The following is a 15096-nucleotide window of genomic DNA, read 5'->3' on the forward strand; positions in this document are numbered from 1 at the left end:
TCATTCCTTTTGGTCAAGTTTCCATAGTTACATGGCATTTATTTGCCTAAGAAATTCTCGGGTAATTGTCTTACGGCATTCTCCAAAGCCAGGGTTTGAAACTGAGCGTTGTTTCGTTATTCTGGTAGCAAAAAAATATACATTTCCCTTTGATTCCAGGTAACCAACCCACCAGCCAATATCATTTCCTTCAACACGGGTCCATCCTGTTTTGGATCTCAGCGTATGGTCGGTCGTTTCTTCGGTAACCATCACTTTTTTTAAAATAGCAATGTTCTGTTTTGAAAAGATGGTCTTATTTTCATAGACACTGATCAAAAATTCGATCTGATTGCGCGGGGACACATAGAAATTTCCAAAATTCCAGAAATCATCTCCTTTTTCTGAAAGGTCTCCGTTACCATATTTTGACCTTCGCAGATATGTTTTATATTTTTCACGTCCCACTTGTTTAGCCAGCTCTATAAAGGCCCATCCGGCTGATAATTCAAATGCCTCTTTTACGGAGATGTCCCTGTAAATATTCGGGCGATAGCCATAAAGGGTGGTATCTGTTGTCCCAGGCCACTTGATTATTGCGTTTTCATCTTTAATTACGCCCGTTTCAAGCGCTATCAGCAGATTGATGATTTTAAAAGTAGAAGCTGGCTGACTACCTCTTCGGGAATCAGCTTCATCCGTGGAAATCCATTTACGATTATGATAATCGTAAATGGTAGTGCTTCCACTGACATGACATTTCTGAAAGGGAGTTTCAGAATTTTGAGCAGTGGCATGCAGTGCAAGAAGACAGCAGATCAGAAGTAGTCGAATTTTCAAGGACATAAAGTTAATATAATGGCTAATTTGATCTTACCCGGATCAGGGAGGTTAGATACGACAATTTGGTATCAGATTTATCAATACAGTACCAGAATTTAGCTGATCATTATGACTGTCGGTGTTTCCGCCGGAATTGATGTCGTCCTCCATATAGTTGTCAAGATAAAAGGACAGGCTATAGTTACCCAAACAGCTTGCCATATGGAATTTGATAAATGGAAGCCGGAGGAAGGACTCATTGCGAAGCAAGCGGATAAGGGAGCCTGCCGGATTTTTATTGTTTCTACTCCTCACGTACGAAATTATAGTCAATACTTTTACCGTCACCTGAAATCACCGCTTTTGCACGGTTGCCATTATGGTTATATGCTATTTTTTTAGGAAAGTCATGCCTGGGGTTTTCACAGGTAAAGCCATTATCAGTAATTGCGGTCAACTTGAAGTAGACGGGGTTTGTCTCACCACTGACTGTTACTACATAAAAAATATCATTCCCTTTCACAGTCAATTCCAGGTTCTCAGTAAAAATGACTTCTTTGCCTTTGAGGGTAATTCCTTTGCCGATCAGCTTCAAATCGGAAACTTTATTCCAAGTCTCATAACCGGATTCTCCTGCACTTGAATTAGTTCGGATCCATTTTCCGGTCAGCCATTCCAGTTTTTTGAATTTTTTCCTGTTACTTTCCTGTGCATGGCTGACATGCATCAACAGTACCAATGAGATAATGAAGAGTAGTTTTTTAGTGCTCATTTTGTTTTTTTAGCAAAAATAGACTGCATCTCAATTCCTGTATTGTATAAATCCGACAAGGATAGTTATTTATTGAGAAAAAAATTTGCCATGTTTTTCTCCCCGAAATAGTACGTAGAAGGATCTTCTCCTGTAAAAGCCTTGAAATTATGGATGAAATGCGATTGATCATAATAACCACACTGATAAACGACTTCCGCCCAACTGTTTTCTTTCGATTTAATTAATTGAAAAATGTAATTAAACCGGACAATCCGTGCGTAGTATTTTGGCGGTAGGCCTATATATTTTTTAAACAGACGTTCCAGCTGGCGTTCGCTAACACCAGCTATTGCTGCCATATCTGCCACAGTCACCAGCCCGTTGGAATTAAATATAAGACCCAAAGGTGCTTCCAGGGGATTTTCCGGCGCGGTATGAATAAGTTCAGCAAAATATTCGTCCAGGACTTTCTTTACAAATTGCTCTTCCCTGTTATACCCGAGCCTGACACAGTCGTCTATTATTTCCTTGAGTTTTATTAGTTGCGGACTTGGCAGCGAGTCCAGATCTACAATTTTATCCAGGTACTGATTCATACTGAAACCAAATAACTGAGTTAATGCTGCGGGTTTCAGTTTGACGGCAATAGAACCGGTACTGCCGGTATTCTGGAGATAAAAGAAAGTCCTGAGTTGTCCTGCCAGTAAATTGGGCGATTGCAATGTCCAGTCTCCGCTAATTTTTGATTTATAAACGTCTCCGTAATTGAAAATGATCTCTGTAAAGCCATCCGGAATGATCTTCTCAACCAGAGGCACTGAATCCTGACTGTACATCATCCAGTAACATTCAATAAATCCTTCCAGCTCGGGATGTGGGCTAATTCTGGTAAATTCCATTTCACTCGTTTTCAAATAGTAAGATAGATAATTAAATGATGCCTTAGCCAAATTTACTAATTTAGGCCTTCTGACCGGACGCCCTGTTGCACAGCATCAATGGCAATAAAGAAATGATTAACCTTTTAGGAATGATAAAATATATTTTCATACTTTTTTTAACACTCGTTGCGATCAGCAGCATTGAATGTAATGCACAAATTGCTTCGCCAAACAAAGTTGTATCCAGTAAGCCCGTAATCATCACCGGTGCAGACCAAACTGAAAAATACTTGCCTTACCTGAAAGGAAAACGAATTGGACTTGTTGCCAATCAGACTTCTGTGATCGGCTCAGTAAGTAGTGTTGACAGCTTATTAAGCCTGGGAATTAAAATTGTAAAAGTGTTTGGACCTGAGCATGGTTTCAGAGGCAACGCTAGTAACGGAGCTGTGGTCAGTAATGAGACAGATGCTAAAACAGGTATTCCCATCATCTCTTTATACGGCAAAAATCAGAAACCAAATAAAGAACAGCTGGCAGATATCGACCTTGTGGTTTTTGATATTCAGGATGTAGGCTGCCGCTATTATACCAATATCAATACGCTTGAATATGTGATGGAAGCCTGTGCAGAAAATGGTAAAGAACTGCTCATTCTTGACAGACCCAATCCTAATGCCTATGTTGTAGACGGGCCGGTGATGACAGATGATAGATTTAAATCAGCCATCGGGATCCATTATACGCCTATGACCCATGGCATGACGATTGGTGAATTCGCACAATATCTTAACGGTGAAGGGTATCTGAAAAACCCTTGTAGAATAAAGATTATTAAGGTTGCAAATTATAACCATGACATGACTTATGTATTGCCTGTAAATCCTTCACCGAATTTAAATACGCAGCAGGCTGTAATGCTTTTTCCGAGCCTGTGTATGTTTGAAGGAACGGTGATCAATGAAGGCCGGGGCACTTATATGCCATTTACCATACTGGGAGCACCCGCATTGAAAGGCAGGTATTCATTTTCATACAAACCGGTAAGCATTCCAGGAATGAGTGAACGCCCCAATCACAAAGACTTGGTCTGTTATGGCCTGGATCTTCGCGCTTATGATATTGATAAGCTTCGCAACAGCAGGCAGATTAATCTGTCCTGGTTAATTGAATTATACAATGCCTACCCGGACAAGGCTAACTTCTTTACCCCCGGAAGGGCAAACCAGGATATCTCAGCGTTTGATTTACGTATCGGTACCGACCAGTTGAGAAAACAGATCATCGCAGGCGTATCCGAAGCGGATATCAGAAAAAGCTGGGAACCCGGATTGTTGAAGTTTAAGGCAATACGGAAGAAATATCTCCTTTATCTGTGAGCAGCAATGCCTGCAACACCTATTTGAATAAAAACAGGACGAACTGGACAAAAATTTCGGTCAACGATCTGCGGATACTGCCTGGCTGACGACCACAGCCAGCCAGTATGTTTTAATTGAATTTCTGGATGGCTTCGGCTGTAACAGGCGTGAAAAAGTTCACTAAATTTCCGTCGGGATCGCGAAACAATAAAGACCGATTTCCCCACGGCATTGTGGTTGGCTCCTGCACAATGTTATCCACAAAATTCTTAATCCGTTCATAGGCCTCATCAACATTGTCAACATGGAATTCAATGATCGAATTTTTATTAACGCCCGGCTCTATAAGTCCATCCCCAAAAAGACCAATTGTTCGGACGCTTCCCAAAGCGAGGGTTCCATTCCTGGTCACTAACTCAGCAAACTCTTCCGTATACCATTTTGCCGGTAGTGCAGTTACTGCTTCAAAAAAATCAACTAAACGTTTGATGTCGCTGGTAATAATTCGTACTGATGTAAAATTCATAATAGCACCTGAGTTATAATTTATGGATTACTACGAAGGTAAAAGCGCTCTGTGACAGCAGTATGTCAGTAGTTATGGATTTTTTTAATTTTACGGTCTAAATAAGAGATAAGCATTATCTGGTGAGATTTAAAAGCCCGTTCAATCATATCAATTCTATGAGCATTGAGAAGATATTGACCTCGATCACACCTCTCACGCTGGGAGCATTGCTGGGCCTGTACGAAATTCTGCATGGACTGTTTTACGTGCACTATGGAACACCGGACCAAAAGCGGGACTATCCGCTCGAAATTGTTCTCGGGCTGCTGGTTATGGCTGTATGCCTTGGAGGACACTGGCTGATTCGACGGATCTCACATTCGAACACGCGCACCATCTGGATCACTGAATCCATACTGGTCGGTTTGATCATATACGGTTTTTATCGTTCGTAAGAATTAGAAATCAAATCTGAATGCAGATCGGCAGCACGCATATCCCGACAGTCAGGAAAAACTGCTTCAAGATCAGCTCACATCTCCGCTGGTAGTACCCGGCGCAGTAGTCGAAAAACGGCTTTAATGGTATTTAAAGTCCTTGTCTGAAAGCTGCAGGAGACAAGCCGGTCTTTTGCTTAAAAAGCTTATTGAACGATTGCGGATGTTCAAAACCTAATTGATAAGCCACTTCCGCGGTTGTCAGCGAATGGCTGGCCAGCAATTCTTTTGCCTTCTCCACAAGCCGGAGATGAATGTGCTCCTGCGTAGTTTTGCCCGTCAGAGATTTGAGCATATCCGATAAATAGCGCTGCGAAACTTTTAGATGTGCTGCGATTTCCCGGGTCGTGGGTAATCCGCTGTTGAGCGCTTGCTGGTTTGCAAAACGATCCTTTAGATACAGATTCATCTGATCGATCAAATCGTGATGCAGTACATGACGGGTGAGAAACTGACGGTTGTAAAAACGGTTGCAGTGATTCAGCAGCAACTCGATCTGCGACACCAGCACATCCTGACTGAAACGGTCAATTTGATTTTCAAGCTCAGTCCGAATGGATCCGAACAAAGCTGAGATTACTTCCTTTTCCTTTTCTGAAAGAAACAAAGCCTCCGAAACGGAATACGAAAAGAATCCATACTGGTGAATGCTCCTGACCAGCGGATACCGAAACAACAGGTCAGGATGAAAATACAAGGCATAACCTTCGTGTTCTTCCAGATCTGCCGATAATTCGACCAACTGGTTGGGCGCGACAAATGCGACGCCTCCTTCCTGAAAATCATAGGAGCCCGGCCCGTATTTTGCCTGCCCGTTAAACCTTGATTTGAACGCTATTTTATAAAAATGCAGCAGGTACTGGCTTCCCGCGTCGCTGACGTCTGGTTTGGTCTGGTCATAATGCACCAGGGCAATAAGCGGATGCAGCGGCTTCGGTAAATGAAGCCGCTGCATTAATGCTGAAATAGTATCAAAAACGATGGGCTGCATGGCGTAAAAGACTTAGCGTTTTCAAAAAAGTGAATGCACAATACCTCAATCCTGGACAGTCGGACGGATGATAATATCGCCTACATCCACATTGTCGGGCTGCCCGATCGCATAAGCAACGGCGTGGGCAATGGCCTGGGCCGGGATGGCAATTTCGTCCGCTTTGTTCTGAATAGCTGTTCGCATGCTTTCATTTCTGATATTACTGATAAATTCCGTAGCCACAAAACCCGGTGAAATGCCAGTCACGCGCCAGCGTCCAGCAGATTCCTGCCGGAGTGCTTCGCTAATCGTCCGTACCGCATTTTTTGTAGCCGCATACACACCCATTGTTGGCACAATGCTGATGCCCGCCGTTGAGATAATATTAACAATGTGCCCTGAACCCTGCGACTTAAATATGGGCAATGCTGCTGCAATACCATAAAGCACACCTTTTACATTGACATCGATCATCTGTTCCCAGCCTTCTACATCCAGTTCTTCCATGCGTTGCAGCTGGCTGACACCCGCATTGTTAATCATAACATCCAGCCTTCCAAATGTAGAAACAGCCAGTTCTGCAAGGTTTCTAACATCCTCCCTAAGCGTAACATCCATTTGCAGCCATGCCACCACACCACCTGCGCTTTTGATGCGTGTTGCCAAAGATTCCAGCCGATCTGCCCGGCGGGCGCCCAGCACGACTTTTGCTCCGCGGTCCGAAAGCAACTCGGCCATAGCCTCACCCATTCCACTGCTTGCACCGGTAATGACAACTACTTTACCTTCAATTCCATTTTTCATATTGTATCAAAATTTTGTTGATACAAAGCTCCACACGAACCAGCTATGAAGTGTAGCCTTGGTGGTCGAATCTGTAGTCATCATCGTTGCACCGGTGTGGTCATTACGTCTTTTGAACACGACGGAAAGTTACTAACCGGTTCATTCGCTTTATGTGCAAATCCAATCCGGAAGATTCACTGAGGGTACCTGAAAAGTCTTTTTTCAAAGCCAGACATACCAATCAGAACCAATCCGAAATGTATAAACCATCATACATATTTCTGACTTCTTCCAGACTATTAAAACTAAGTCTGTCTGATTCATCAAGTGTAACTAACGGGCAGAATGAATTTGCGTATTTGACTCTTTCTGCGGGAGATAAAAAACTTTTTGTAATGACAGGTTGGACTACCAGAATGAAAATGCGAAATCTTTATTTATCGACATTGTTACTTTTTAATCCGCCACAGATGCTGATAAACGCTTTTAAAGCAGGTGAAAGTGGCACATCTTTTCTGTAGACCAAAATCGTTGTCATAAGGCCCAACTCCTTTGGCAGAGGGAATGTTTTTATATTTCTACTACCATAAAACTTACTTATAATTTCTTGTGGCATCACACTAAATCCAATACCGGATTCGATGAAATTTACAACGCCTTCAATGGAATTCATTACTGTTTTATGATATTGGGCAATGCCTTTGCTTACAAGCCAGGAGTCAAGTTTAGCTCTAAAGACGCAACCTTGATCGAACACTATTGTTTTGAGCGGATTTTTTTTAAGTAGAATATCCAGGTTTTCACAATCTGCAGGAGCAACAATTACGACCCGTTCCTCCTTTATTTTAATTTGTTCAAGCTCAGCAATGTCAAGTGGAGCAGGGATAAATGCTGCATCTAGTTTATAATTCAACACATCACTAATTAAGCTGGCACTCATCGCGGATCTAAAATCCAGGTCAACAAAAGGGAATTTAGAAGCGAGTTCATTAACAAGTTCAGGCCCTTTCAGGGTCATCATCGTTTCCAAAAATCCAATTTTAATCTGTCCCTTTACGATATCACTTTTGCCAATCGACCTTTTTGCCTCATCCAGAATATGGTTGAGTTGCTTCGTATAACGAATAAGTATTTCGCCTTCCGGTGTCAATTCGACCTTGCGGTTAGTTCTGGTAAAAAGCAGTGCGCCAAACTCCTCTTCCAAACTTTTTATACGGGTAGTTACATTGGATTGAACTGTAAACATGGCTTCAGCAGCTTTTGTAAAACTGCCATAATGCGCAACGGCTTCAAATATATTAAGGTCATTTGTGTTCATAAATCTGAAATTGAGATATATGGTATCTTTATAAATCATTTTGAATGATCAAATGTCAGATTTACTTTTGAATAAAAAAAGTAACAATGAAAAAACTAAGAATAGCCTTCACGATCATGCTGACTGGCTTATTAGGGAGAACGGAAATCATGGCACAATCAACCACAGTTAAAACAAGTCCGGCTTCAGAAGCTGGGGTTGTTCATCACCGCAAGGTCAATGTAAACGGACTTGGCGTATTTTACAGAGAGTCAGGCCCGGCAGGAGCACCGATAATATTGTTATTGCATGGTTACCCAACATCATCACATATGTTCCGCGATCTGATACCGATGTTAAACAAAAAATACCACGTAATAGCCCCTGATCTTCCGGGGTTTGGAAATACTGATTTACCAGATCGTACAACGTATACCTATACTTTTGAAAATCTGGCCAAAACAATGCAAGGTTTTATAGATGAGTTAGGTTTAAAAAGGTTTGCCATTTATGTATTCGATTATGGTGCACCAACCGGATTTCGTCTGACACTGGCAAATCCAGAGAAAATTACGGGGATTATTTCGCAGAATGGCAATGCCTATGTAGAAGGACTGAGTACGGGCTGGAATCCGATTCAGAAATATTGGGAAAATGACACTCAGGAAAACAGAGATGCGCTCAGGTCTTTTTACAGCAAGGAGGGAACAGAATTCCAGTACTTTACTGGCGTTAGCGACTCATCGCTTGTAGCCCCCGAAGCTTACATTTTGGATCAGTATTTTCTGGACAGGCCAGAATCTGCAGAAATTCAGCTTGACCTGTTGAAAGACTACAAAACAAATGTTGATCTGTATCCATCGTTTCAAAAGTATTTCAGAGCCAATAAACCAAAATTGCTTGCTGTGTGGGGAAATAAAGATCCATTTTTTCTTCCAGCCGGCGCTGAGGCCTATAAAAAGGATATTCCTGACGCTACAGTAAAATTTTATGATACTGGCCACTTTGCGTTAGAAACGCATGTACAGGAAATAGGAAATGAAATACTGAAGTTTCTCTCCACCCTTCCAAAATAAGATTTTTGGGTGTGATACTGCCGGACTTTTTGCAAATAAATAAATCAAATGAAGTGATGGAAATTAAAAACCCAGTACCACCGTTTAGCTACGATTCTGCGGTGAAGAAAGTGATGCTTGCAGAGCAGACATGGAATAGCCGAAATCCTGAAGTAGTATGCATGGCTTATACCCTTAATACAGAATGGCGCAATAGGTCGGAATTTATCTCGGGCCGTGAAGAAGTCAAAGTATTTTTAGCAAACAAATGGCAGAAAGAACTTGACTATAAGCTTAAAAAAGAACTTTGGGCATTTACTGACAACCGTATAGCAGTTCGCTTTGAATATGAATGGCATGACCATCAAGGGCAATGGTTTCGCAGCTTTGGGAATGAGCTTTGGGAATTTGATCAATACGGGCTAATGGAGAAACGGTTCGCAAGCATCAATGATCTGGCCATTGATGAAAAAGATCGAATTCTATAAAATAGATAAACATTAATGTTTAAAAGGCGCTAATATATTGTTAGCGCCTTGCCAGTTTTCCGCGTACTCGAAAACGTCCGCTTTCTGCATGATGGCAAACAACAATTGGAAAAAGACAATATTAACTTATTAACGTGGATCAGCTGCCACCAAGGGAAATCGGTTGACTTTCTAAAAACCTTACATGCAGTATTCCCGACAACCTAAATTGATCATCCCATGATAGACATTCTAATTAGAAAATTAGTGAATGTTCTTCCCATCAAAGCTTTCGAATGTTTGTGATAACGCTTTAAAGTGCGGTATTGAATGAACCAGCCTGTGGAAAACATCTATGTTAAAACAGTGCAAAACAATTCTAAAACTTACAATGGAAAATTGAACACAACAAACCGACTTTTGATTACAAGTTGTTCACAGGCAGCTAGCTTCCTTTGTATTATCATATAATACAGAGAAAAAAAATGAAATATACATTGATAACAGGGGCTTCGGGTGGGATTGGTGAAGCTCTGGCAATCAAGCTGGCCGCAAAAAAGCATAACCTTGTTCTCGTCGCCCGTAACGCAGCGAAACTCGCTACGCTTAGTACACATTTACAGGACACATATGGCGTGCAGACCGGTTACATTGCTGCCGACCTGACCAAACAGGGGTCTGCATTTGAAATTTTTGACAAGACCCAAAAGGAAAATTGGGAAATAAACACACTGGTCAATAATGCAGGAATCGGCTCAGGTGGTGCGTTTTCATCCTTGAATTTGCAATCCGAACTGGACTTGATGCAGCTTAATAATGCATCCCTGGTCGCTATGACGCATCTTTTCATGCAACCGATGCGTGAGAGAAAAAGTGGTTCTATCATTAATGTCGCCTCCATGGCAGCTTTCATTCCGGTACCCTACATGGCAACCTATGCAGCGAGCAAAGTGTTTGTCCGGTCCTTTACCGAAGCGATAACAGAGGAATGTAAACCATATAATATTCAGGTTATGTTGTTTGCGCCGGGACTGACAAAAACCAATTTTAACGAAGCTGCGGGCATCAATAATGAAAAAGGGGTTGGATTAAGTTCAGACTATCAAACCGCTGAAACGCAAACACCGCAAGAAGTAGCAGACGAACTATTGAAAGCTTTGGACGCAAAAAAACATTTACAAATATCCGGAAGCAGGAACCGTATGGGCGCTCGTTTAATATCCTTGTTACCCAATGCAATGATCGCCAGATTCATGGCCAATTCGTATCGTAAAAAATCCGGTCTGATTTAGCTAACTTCGTAGGTATGGAAACGACAGCAACGGTTCACATTCAGTCGATCAGCCAGCTGCACCAACTTTTGCAGCTCCCGAAACCCAGGCATCCCATGGTAAGTCTGATCCGATTTGAAGATTTTCCCGAAATAACAATTGAACAGCGGACAAGGCTCTTAACCGATTTTTATCAGGTGACTTTGAAGACAGAATGCCCGTGTAAAATTCAATACGGCCAAAGCATCTTTGATTTTGACGAGGGTGTCATGTCCTGCTTTGCGCCACGGCAGGTCAGTTTTATCGATCAGGATTTCGTGTTTGCCAAAGCCGGCTGGCAGCTGTCCATCCATCCTGATTTCCTCCGTAATTCTTCTTTGGGCAGCAAGATTAAAGCCTATGGATATTTTGATTACGCCGTCAATGAAGCACTAATCCTATCCGATGATGAGCAGCAGACAATAGAGACGATTTTTATACAATTGCAGAAGGAGTTATCACTGCCCATTGACAATTTTAGTCAGCAGGTATGGATCGCCAATATTGAGCTGATGCTTACTCACTGCGATCGCTACTATAACCGGCAGTTTATCTCGCGTAAAACTGTCAGCAGTGAGCTTTTGAACCGAGTTGAAAATATTTTAGACAATTACTTTGAGTCGGATCAGGCAAACAATGGATTACCATCGGCGCAGTTCCTTGCAGGAGAATTACATTTATCTTCCAAGTATCTGAGCGATTGCCTCAAACAACTGACAGGCAGCACGACGCAACAATTGATCCACGAAAAATTAATTGAACGCGCCAAGGAAAGACTTTCGACTACACAGCTGTCAGTCAGCGAAATTGCCTATCAATTGGGTTTCGATTATCCGCAATCGTTTAGCAAGCTTTTCAAAACGAAGACCCGGCAAACGCCATTGGAATTCAGGGCGGGCTTTAACTGATGTTTGTGCTGGCAGTACTATCGATTTACTCAAAGACTGGGCAATAGACCCGGCTATCAGATTCTTAATTGTGGTTCTTCCTGTTGAGATTGCCAGCTTTTCATCCGGTTATGTTGTTGTGAATAGCCGGGTATTTACCAGGTTGTTTAGTAACGTTGTATGTTTCTGAAGGCATTGTATGACCACTTACCTTAATCGCATAGGGCACATATAAGTGAGCTATTTACCAAATTTTCCAACCAACTCACCTGATTTAGAATCCTTAAGGTTAAATCCAGTAAATTGTTAATTAAAGCTCTTACTACCGATGACAGAAAAAGAAATTTTGATCAGCCAGACTGCAAATGTTTATGATTGGACAAATAAGCTCATTGAGACGATTCCGCTCGAAAAATGGGAAATCATTCCGGATACGGTTGAATCCAGTATTAGTTGGCAGGTTGGGCATTTGATCATCAGTCATTACTTCCATTCCATTATGGTAATCAGGGGACATCAGATGGACATTCTGCAAGAACTTCCAATCAAGGATTATAGTGGCCTATTTACGGTGTCAGCACCGATACTTTCAGTAGGAAAAACGGACTCATCGAAATTATTACAGGATCTTAAAATTATGCAACAAAAGTCTATTGACGTTCTCGCAGCGCTATCTGATTCTGAACTCCAAAGCTCATTGGAACCCACGCCGACACCCCATCCCATCGCAACAACAAAATTTGAAGCAATTGACTGGAATATAAAACACACCATGTATCACTGCGGGCAAATTGGTATGCTTAGACGAATTGTTGATAAGCGTTATGATTTTGGTCTAAGGCTATAGTAAACAAAGTACATCCAGCTCAACCTGATCGCCGCCTATTTAACAAAATCTCTTGGTAGCCGCCAAGAAGAAAATTTATCAGAAAGCAAACTGATAAAAGTCATCATTTCTCTTCTTGGCAATATTTAAATTTACACAATCATCAATAGCAATTATACCCAGGTTCCTCCATCAATTCACCAGACAATAATAAAAATGCAGAAGCAAAATCCATACGAGGTTTTTCAAAAAGAATCACCGGAAGTATTTGAAGGTTTCAACGGCCTGGTCGAATCTCTTATGAATATCAAAGCGCTTGATCCGAAAACCAAACAACTAATATATCTGGGTATCAAGGCAGCTCAGGGAGATCAGACAGCCGTGATGTTTCACGTTCCGATGGCAAAAAAACAGGGAGCTAGCAGGGATGAAATAAAAGAAACGATTCTGCTGACATTGACTGTATGTGGATTAAAAGGCATAAATACGTGTCTGGAAGAAGCATTGGATATCTATGATCATGGATAAAAATGCTTTAAGTAAACGTTCAAGTAAAGCAGGGACGAATCAATTTTCATCGTATTGAAAGATCTACAAAAAAGATATCCTCATGCATAGAAAAGCACCAATTCTTGATTTCGATCAAGGCAATGGTTCAACGCTATCTCCTACTTTTGCCACCTGATCAATTTAACCAAGATACAAGTATGAATCATAACGCCAAATCGATCCGGCCATTCCTGGGAGCAAAAAATTTCGAATTATCCAGGTGCTTTTATAGGGATTGTGGACTTCACGAAATGGTGCTTTCGCCAGATCTCTCCGTATTTAAACTTGACCAGCTGGCATTTTATCTCCAGCGGGCTTACGTAAAAGACTGGATTGACAATACTATGATCTTCTTAGAAGTCGACAATGTGGAGCGTTACCATAAAGAATTATCAGCTTTGGAACTGGTCAGCAAATATGACGGAGTAAGATTATCTGCTGTCCGGATTGAAGATTGGGGAAAAGAATGTTTTTTACATGATCCATCCGGAATTCTCTGGCACATTGGTGAATTTCACACAAGGTGAGTTGAAACATCAATCAGTTTTCGAACAAATCGCATATACTTACAAAGATTTAGTACGCCAGATGCGAGCCAATGTTGAAAACTGACCTTGATAAAACCGGCAGATTCTCCCAGTCTGATTTCGAGCGACTGGAGAGATATCTGATGCCAAGACAATTGAGAAAAAACGAAATACTGCTTGAGCAGGGTCAGATCTGCCGGGCTGTTTATTTTATTTCGTCGGGTTCTGCCTACCAGTTCCGGTATGAAGATATCGATGAAAAAATAACGGATCTTCACCTTCCCAAAGAGTGGTGTCTGAATTATTCAAGTTTTATTTCCCAGACTCCTTCTCAAAATATGATTAAAGCAAACACGGAGACAACTGCGTTCGGGCTCAGTTTGACGGCTATACATGAACTGATTGCTCAATCACGTGTATTTCTCCAGCTGGGAAAAATTCTGGAGGGGGCAACAACTAGAACGCATTATCTGGACAATTCCATGTCGCCCTCTGAGAGATATAATAATCTGATTAAAAACCGTCCGTTGGTTCTGCAAATGTTCCCGTTAAAAATTATTGCATCGTATCTTAATATGACCCCGGAAACACTCAGCAGAGTCAGAAGCTGTTTCTAATAACCGGAATTTATTGATTTGCACCAAGCTGCATAGCATCCCAAGCCAGCTATATTTGTTGTCAAATTAACTGGTATCGAAATGCGTAAGTCCATATAATGTGGTGTCTGCTGATCATCCAAGCCCAGAAGCTTCCCAGAGCGGCCGGGTATGTTGTTTTATCACTTTTGGGTTGGCTTAAAAAATGATGAGAATTGAATTATTCACTTTTAAATGAAAAGTGAATAACGAATCCAACTGAATGGAATGCAGATGTGTCACTGGAAAACAACTAAACCTTTTTGTTATGAGAGCTACCCTGTTTTTACCTGCCTTTTTGATTTTGGGCCTTCATCTTATGAGCTGCAGGGTGGATCAGGATGAGCCGGCGATCGTTGGGCCTGAGCCTGAGCCGCGCGTTAACTATTTAGGCAGGGACAGCATTACAACCGGCAGTTACAGGAGTATTGCAATCAATGCATCTACCGACGATACTTTCGAAATACTGGAAGTATACCGGAAAAATAAGACGGTTGTTTATCTGGGTGCAGTCAATAATTATTTTGCAGATGTTACTGACCTGAAGGATCGTCTGCATTTTTTTGACTGGCTGGTGCTCGACGAGACCTTTGATACCCCAAACGGTGTGCAGCTTCAGCTTGCTTCTGGAAAAGTCAAAAGCATTCGTCTCAATAACGGAACACAGCTAAGCCAGTGGCCCCAAGCAGCCGATTTACAAAAGGCAATAGCGACTGACGACGCCTTGGAAGTCCTGTATGGAAAACTGGTTGTCCTGAGCAGCTCGCAGGACTACAAGTACAAATTTCAGCGCGTTATGTTGGGTGCCAAATATGATTACGCCTTGTATGATCCCAAGAAATCGGAATTGCCTTGGGCATTTGTATATGACACACAATCGCAGGGTATTACAGAACAGGTACACGTTTATTTTAAAGACAAAAAAGTTAATTACATCCTGGTGGACCGCTTTCAGCAACATTAAATCAGGATTGAGCCAGCA

Annotated in this window: 18 protein-coding genes; 11 read left to right on the forward strand and 7 right to left on the reverse strand. The window is 41.7% G+C overall.

Translation table 11 applies throughout. The features are described from left to right. Window positions 1-27: 27 nt before the first annotated feature. From AC1XUE_RS14370 to AC1XUE_RS14380, 3 genes are all read right to left on the reverse strand, one after another. Complete coding sequence (locus AC1XUE_RS14370) at window positions 28-825, reverse strand: penicillin-binding transpeptidase domain-containing protein (RefSeq protein ID WP_483356673.1); 798 nt, start codon at window positions 823-825, stop codon at window positions 28-30. 280 nt (window positions 826-1105) lie between these two features. Further along, complete coding sequence (locus tag AC1XUE_RS14375; RefSeq protein ID WP_483356674.1) at window positions 1106-1573, reverse strand: DUF6265 family protein; 468 nt, start codon at window positions 1571-1573, stop codon at window positions 1106-1108. Between the two features lie 65 nt (window positions 1574-1638). Continuing rightward, window positions 1639-2454, reverse strand: coding sequence for a DUF6597 domain-containing transcriptional factor (locus AC1XUE_RS14380; protein ID WP_483356675.1), 816 nt, complete (start codon window positions 2452-2454; stop codon window positions 1639-1641). Window positions 2455-2585: 131 nt separating this feature from the next. Between AC1XUE_RS14380 and AC1XUE_RS14385 the strand changes: the two genes are divergently transcribed. Next, window positions 2586-3815 carry an exo-beta-N-acetylmuramidase NamZ family protein gene (locus tag AC1XUE_RS14385; protein WP_483356676.1) on the forward strand — a complete coding sequence of 410 codons (1230 nt, stop codon included), beginning with the start codon at window positions 2586-2588 and terminating at the stop codon, window positions 3813-3815. Between the two features lie 112 nt (window positions 3816-3927). Here AC1XUE_RS14385 and AC1XUE_RS14390 read toward each other — a convergent pair whose 3' ends face one another. Then, entirely contained in the window at window positions 3928-4323 is a 396-nt protein-coding gene (locus AC1XUE_RS14390; protein ID WP_483356677.1) for a VOC family protein, read from the reverse strand. A 122-nt stretch (window positions 4324-4445) separates the two neighbouring features. Here AC1XUE_RS14390 and AC1XUE_RS14395 point away from each other — a divergent pair, with 122 nt between their 5' ends. Next, a complete protein-coding gene (locus AC1XUE_RS14395; protein WP_483356678.1) occupies window positions 4446-4760 on the forward strand; it encodes a hypothetical protein in 315 nt (104 codons plus the stop codon). Window positions 4761-4893: 133 nt separating this feature from the next. Here AC1XUE_RS14395 and AC1XUE_RS14400 read toward each other — a convergent pair whose 3' ends face one another. The 3 genes from AC1XUE_RS14400 to AC1XUE_RS14410 all read right to left on the reverse strand — a co-directional run bounded on the left by AC1XUE_RS14400 (window position 4894) and on the right by AC1XUE_RS14410 (window position 7879). After that, window positions 4894-5793, reverse strand: a complete 900-nt coding sequence (locus tag AC1XUE_RS14400) for a helix-turn-helix domain-containing protein (RefSeq protein ID WP_483356679.1) — start codon at window positions 5791-5793, stop codon at window positions 4894-4896. A gap of 45 nt (window positions 5794-5838) precedes the next feature. Then, the gene (locus AC1XUE_RS14405) at window positions 5839-6579 is read right to left on the reverse strand and encodes an SDR family oxidoreductase (protein ID WP_483356680.1); all 741 of its coding nucleotides are present in this window, start codon (window positions 6577-6579) and stop codon (window positions 5839-5841) included. A 415-nt stretch (window positions 6580-6994) separates the two neighbouring features. Then, a complete protein-coding gene (locus tag AC1XUE_RS14410) occupies window positions 6995-7879 on the reverse strand; it encodes a LysR family transcriptional regulator (RefSeq protein ID WP_483356681.1) in 885 nt (294 codons plus the stop codon). A gap of 86 nt (window positions 7880-7965) precedes the next feature. On the opposite strand from AC1XUE_RS14410, the gene AC1XUE_RS14415 reads away from it, so the two are divergent. The 9 genes from AC1XUE_RS14415 to AC1XUE_RS14455 all read left to right on the forward strand — a co-directional run bounded on the left by AC1XUE_RS14415 (window position 7966) and on the right by AC1XUE_RS14455 (window position 15078). Continuing rightward, entirely contained in the window at window positions 7966-8934 is a 969-nt protein-coding gene (locus AC1XUE_RS14415; protein WP_483356682.1) for an alpha/beta fold hydrolase, read from the forward strand. A 56-nt stretch (window positions 8935-8990) separates the two neighbouring features. Then, window positions 8991-9401, forward strand: a complete 411-nt coding sequence (locus AC1XUE_RS14420) for a DUF1348 family protein (RefSeq protein ID WP_483356683.1) — start codon at window positions 8991-8993, stop codon at window positions 9399-9401. A 464-nt stretch (window positions 9402-9865) separates the two neighbouring features. Further along, complete coding sequence (locus tag AC1XUE_RS14425) at window positions 9866-10672, forward strand: SDR family NAD(P)-dependent oxidoreductase (RefSeq protein ID WP_483356684.1); 807 nt, start codon at window positions 9866-9868, stop codon at window positions 10670-10672. A gap of 14 nt (window positions 10673-10686) precedes the next feature. After that, window positions 10687-11598: a helix-turn-helix domain-containing protein gene (locus tag AC1XUE_RS14430; protein WP_483356685.1), complete on the forward strand. Its 912-nt coding sequence runs from the start codon at window positions 10687-10689 to the stop codon at window positions 11596-11598. A 307-nt stretch (window positions 11599-11905) separates the two neighbouring features. After that, window positions 11906-12424 (forward strand): DinB family protein, encoded by a 519-nt coding sequence (locus AC1XUE_RS14435; protein WP_483356686.1) that lies wholly within the window; start codon window positions 11906-11908, stop codon window positions 12422-12424. A gap of 195 nt (window positions 12425-12619) precedes the next feature. Next, window positions 12620-12931, forward strand: coding sequence for a carboxymuconolactone decarboxylase family protein (locus tag AC1XUE_RS14440; protein WP_483356687.1), 312 nt, complete (start codon window positions 12620-12622; stop codon window positions 12929-12931). A gap of 179 nt (window positions 12932-13110) precedes the next feature. Continuing rightward, a complete protein-coding gene (locus AC1XUE_RS14445) occupies window positions 13111-13479 on the forward strand; it encodes a VOC family protein (RefSeq protein ID WP_483356688.1) in 369 nt (122 codons plus the stop codon). Window positions 13480-13550: 71 nt separating this feature from the next. Further along, the gene (locus tag AC1XUE_RS14450) at window positions 13551-14096 is read left to right on the forward strand and encodes a Crp/Fnr family transcriptional regulator (RefSeq protein WP_483356689.1); all 546 of its coding nucleotides are present in this window, start codon (window positions 13551-13553) and stop codon (window positions 14094-14096) included. A 286-nt stretch (window positions 14097-14382) separates the two neighbouring features. Beyond that, the gene (locus AC1XUE_RS14455; protein ID WP_483356690.1) at window positions 14383-15078 is read left to right on the forward strand and encodes a hypothetical protein; all 696 of its coding nucleotides are present in this window, start codon (window positions 14383-14385) and stop codon (window positions 15076-15078) included. Window positions 15079-15096 lie beyond the last annotated feature (18 nt).

It is taken from the genome of Dyadobacter sp. HNCC25DJ187 (genome assembly GCF_056895255.1).

Excerpts from the sequence above, each read along its gene's own strand:
- AC1XUE_RS14370 (WP_483356673.1), bottom strand. The coding sequence starts at position 825 with ATGTCCTTGAAAATTCGACTACTTCTGATCTGCTGTCTTCTTGCACTG.
- AC1XUE_RS14375 (WP_483356674.1), bottom strand. The coding sequence starts at position 1,573 with ATGAGCACTAAAAAACTACTCTTCATTATCTCATTGGTACTGTTGATG.
- AC1XUE_RS14380 (WP_483356675.1), bottom strand. The coding sequence starts at position 2,454 with ATGGAATTTACCAGAATTAGCCCACATCCCGAGCTGGAAGGATTTATT.
- AC1XUE_RS14385 (WP_483356676.1), top strand. The coding sequence starts at position 2,586 with ATGATAAAATATATTTTCATACTTTTTTTAACACTCGTTGCGATCAGC.
- AC1XUE_RS14390 (WP_483356677.1), bottom strand. The coding sequence starts at position 4,323 with ATGAATTTTACATCAGTACGAATTATTACCAGCGACATCAAACGTTTA.
- AC1XUE_RS14400 (WP_483356679.1), bottom strand. The coding sequence starts at position 5,793 with ATGCAGCCCATCGTTTTTGATACTATTTCAGCATTAATGCAGCGGCTT.
- AC1XUE_RS14405 (WP_483356680.1), bottom strand. The coding sequence starts at position 6,579 with ATGAAAAATGGAATTGAAGGTAAAGTAGTTGTCATTACCGGTGCAAGC.
- AC1XUE_RS14410 (WP_483356681.1), bottom strand. The coding sequence starts at position 7,879 with ATGAACACAAATGACCTTAATATATTTGAAGCCGTTGCGCATTATGGC.
- AC1XUE_RS14415 (WP_483356682.1), top strand. The coding sequence starts at position 7,966 with ATGAAAAAACTAAGAATAGCCTTCACGATCATGCTGACTGGCTTATTA.
- AC1XUE_RS14420 (WP_483356683.1), top strand. The coding sequence starts at position 8,991 with ATGGAAATTAAAAACCCAGTACCACCGTTTAGCTACGATTCTGCGGTG.
- AC1XUE_RS14425 (WP_483356684.1), top strand. The coding sequence starts at position 9,866 with ATGAAATATACATTGATAACAGGGGCTTCGGGTGGGATTGGTGAAGCT.
- AC1XUE_RS14430 (WP_483356685.1), top strand. The coding sequence starts at position 10,687 with ATGGAAACGACAGCAACGGTTCACATTCAGTCGATCAGCCAGCTGCAC.
- AC1XUE_RS14435 (WP_483356686.1), top strand. The coding sequence starts at position 11,906 with ATGACAGAAAAAGAAATTTTGATCAGCCAGACTGCAAATGTTTATGAT.
- AC1XUE_RS14440 (WP_483356687.1), top strand. The coding sequence starts at position 12,620 with ATGCAGAAGCAAAATCCATACGAGGTTTTTCAAAAAGAATCACCGGAA.
- AC1XUE_RS14445 (WP_483356688.1), top strand. The coding sequence starts at position 13,111 with ATGAATCATAACGCCAAATCGATCCGGCCATTCCTGGGAGCAAAAAAT.
- AC1XUE_RS14450 (WP_483356689.1), top strand. The coding sequence starts at position 13,551 with ATGTTGAAAACTGACCTTGATAAAACCGGCAGATTCTCCCAGTCTGAT.
- AC1XUE_RS14455 (WP_483356690.1), top strand. The coding sequence starts at position 14,383 with ATGAGAGCTACCCTGTTTTTACCTGCCTTTTTGATTTTGGGCCTTCAT.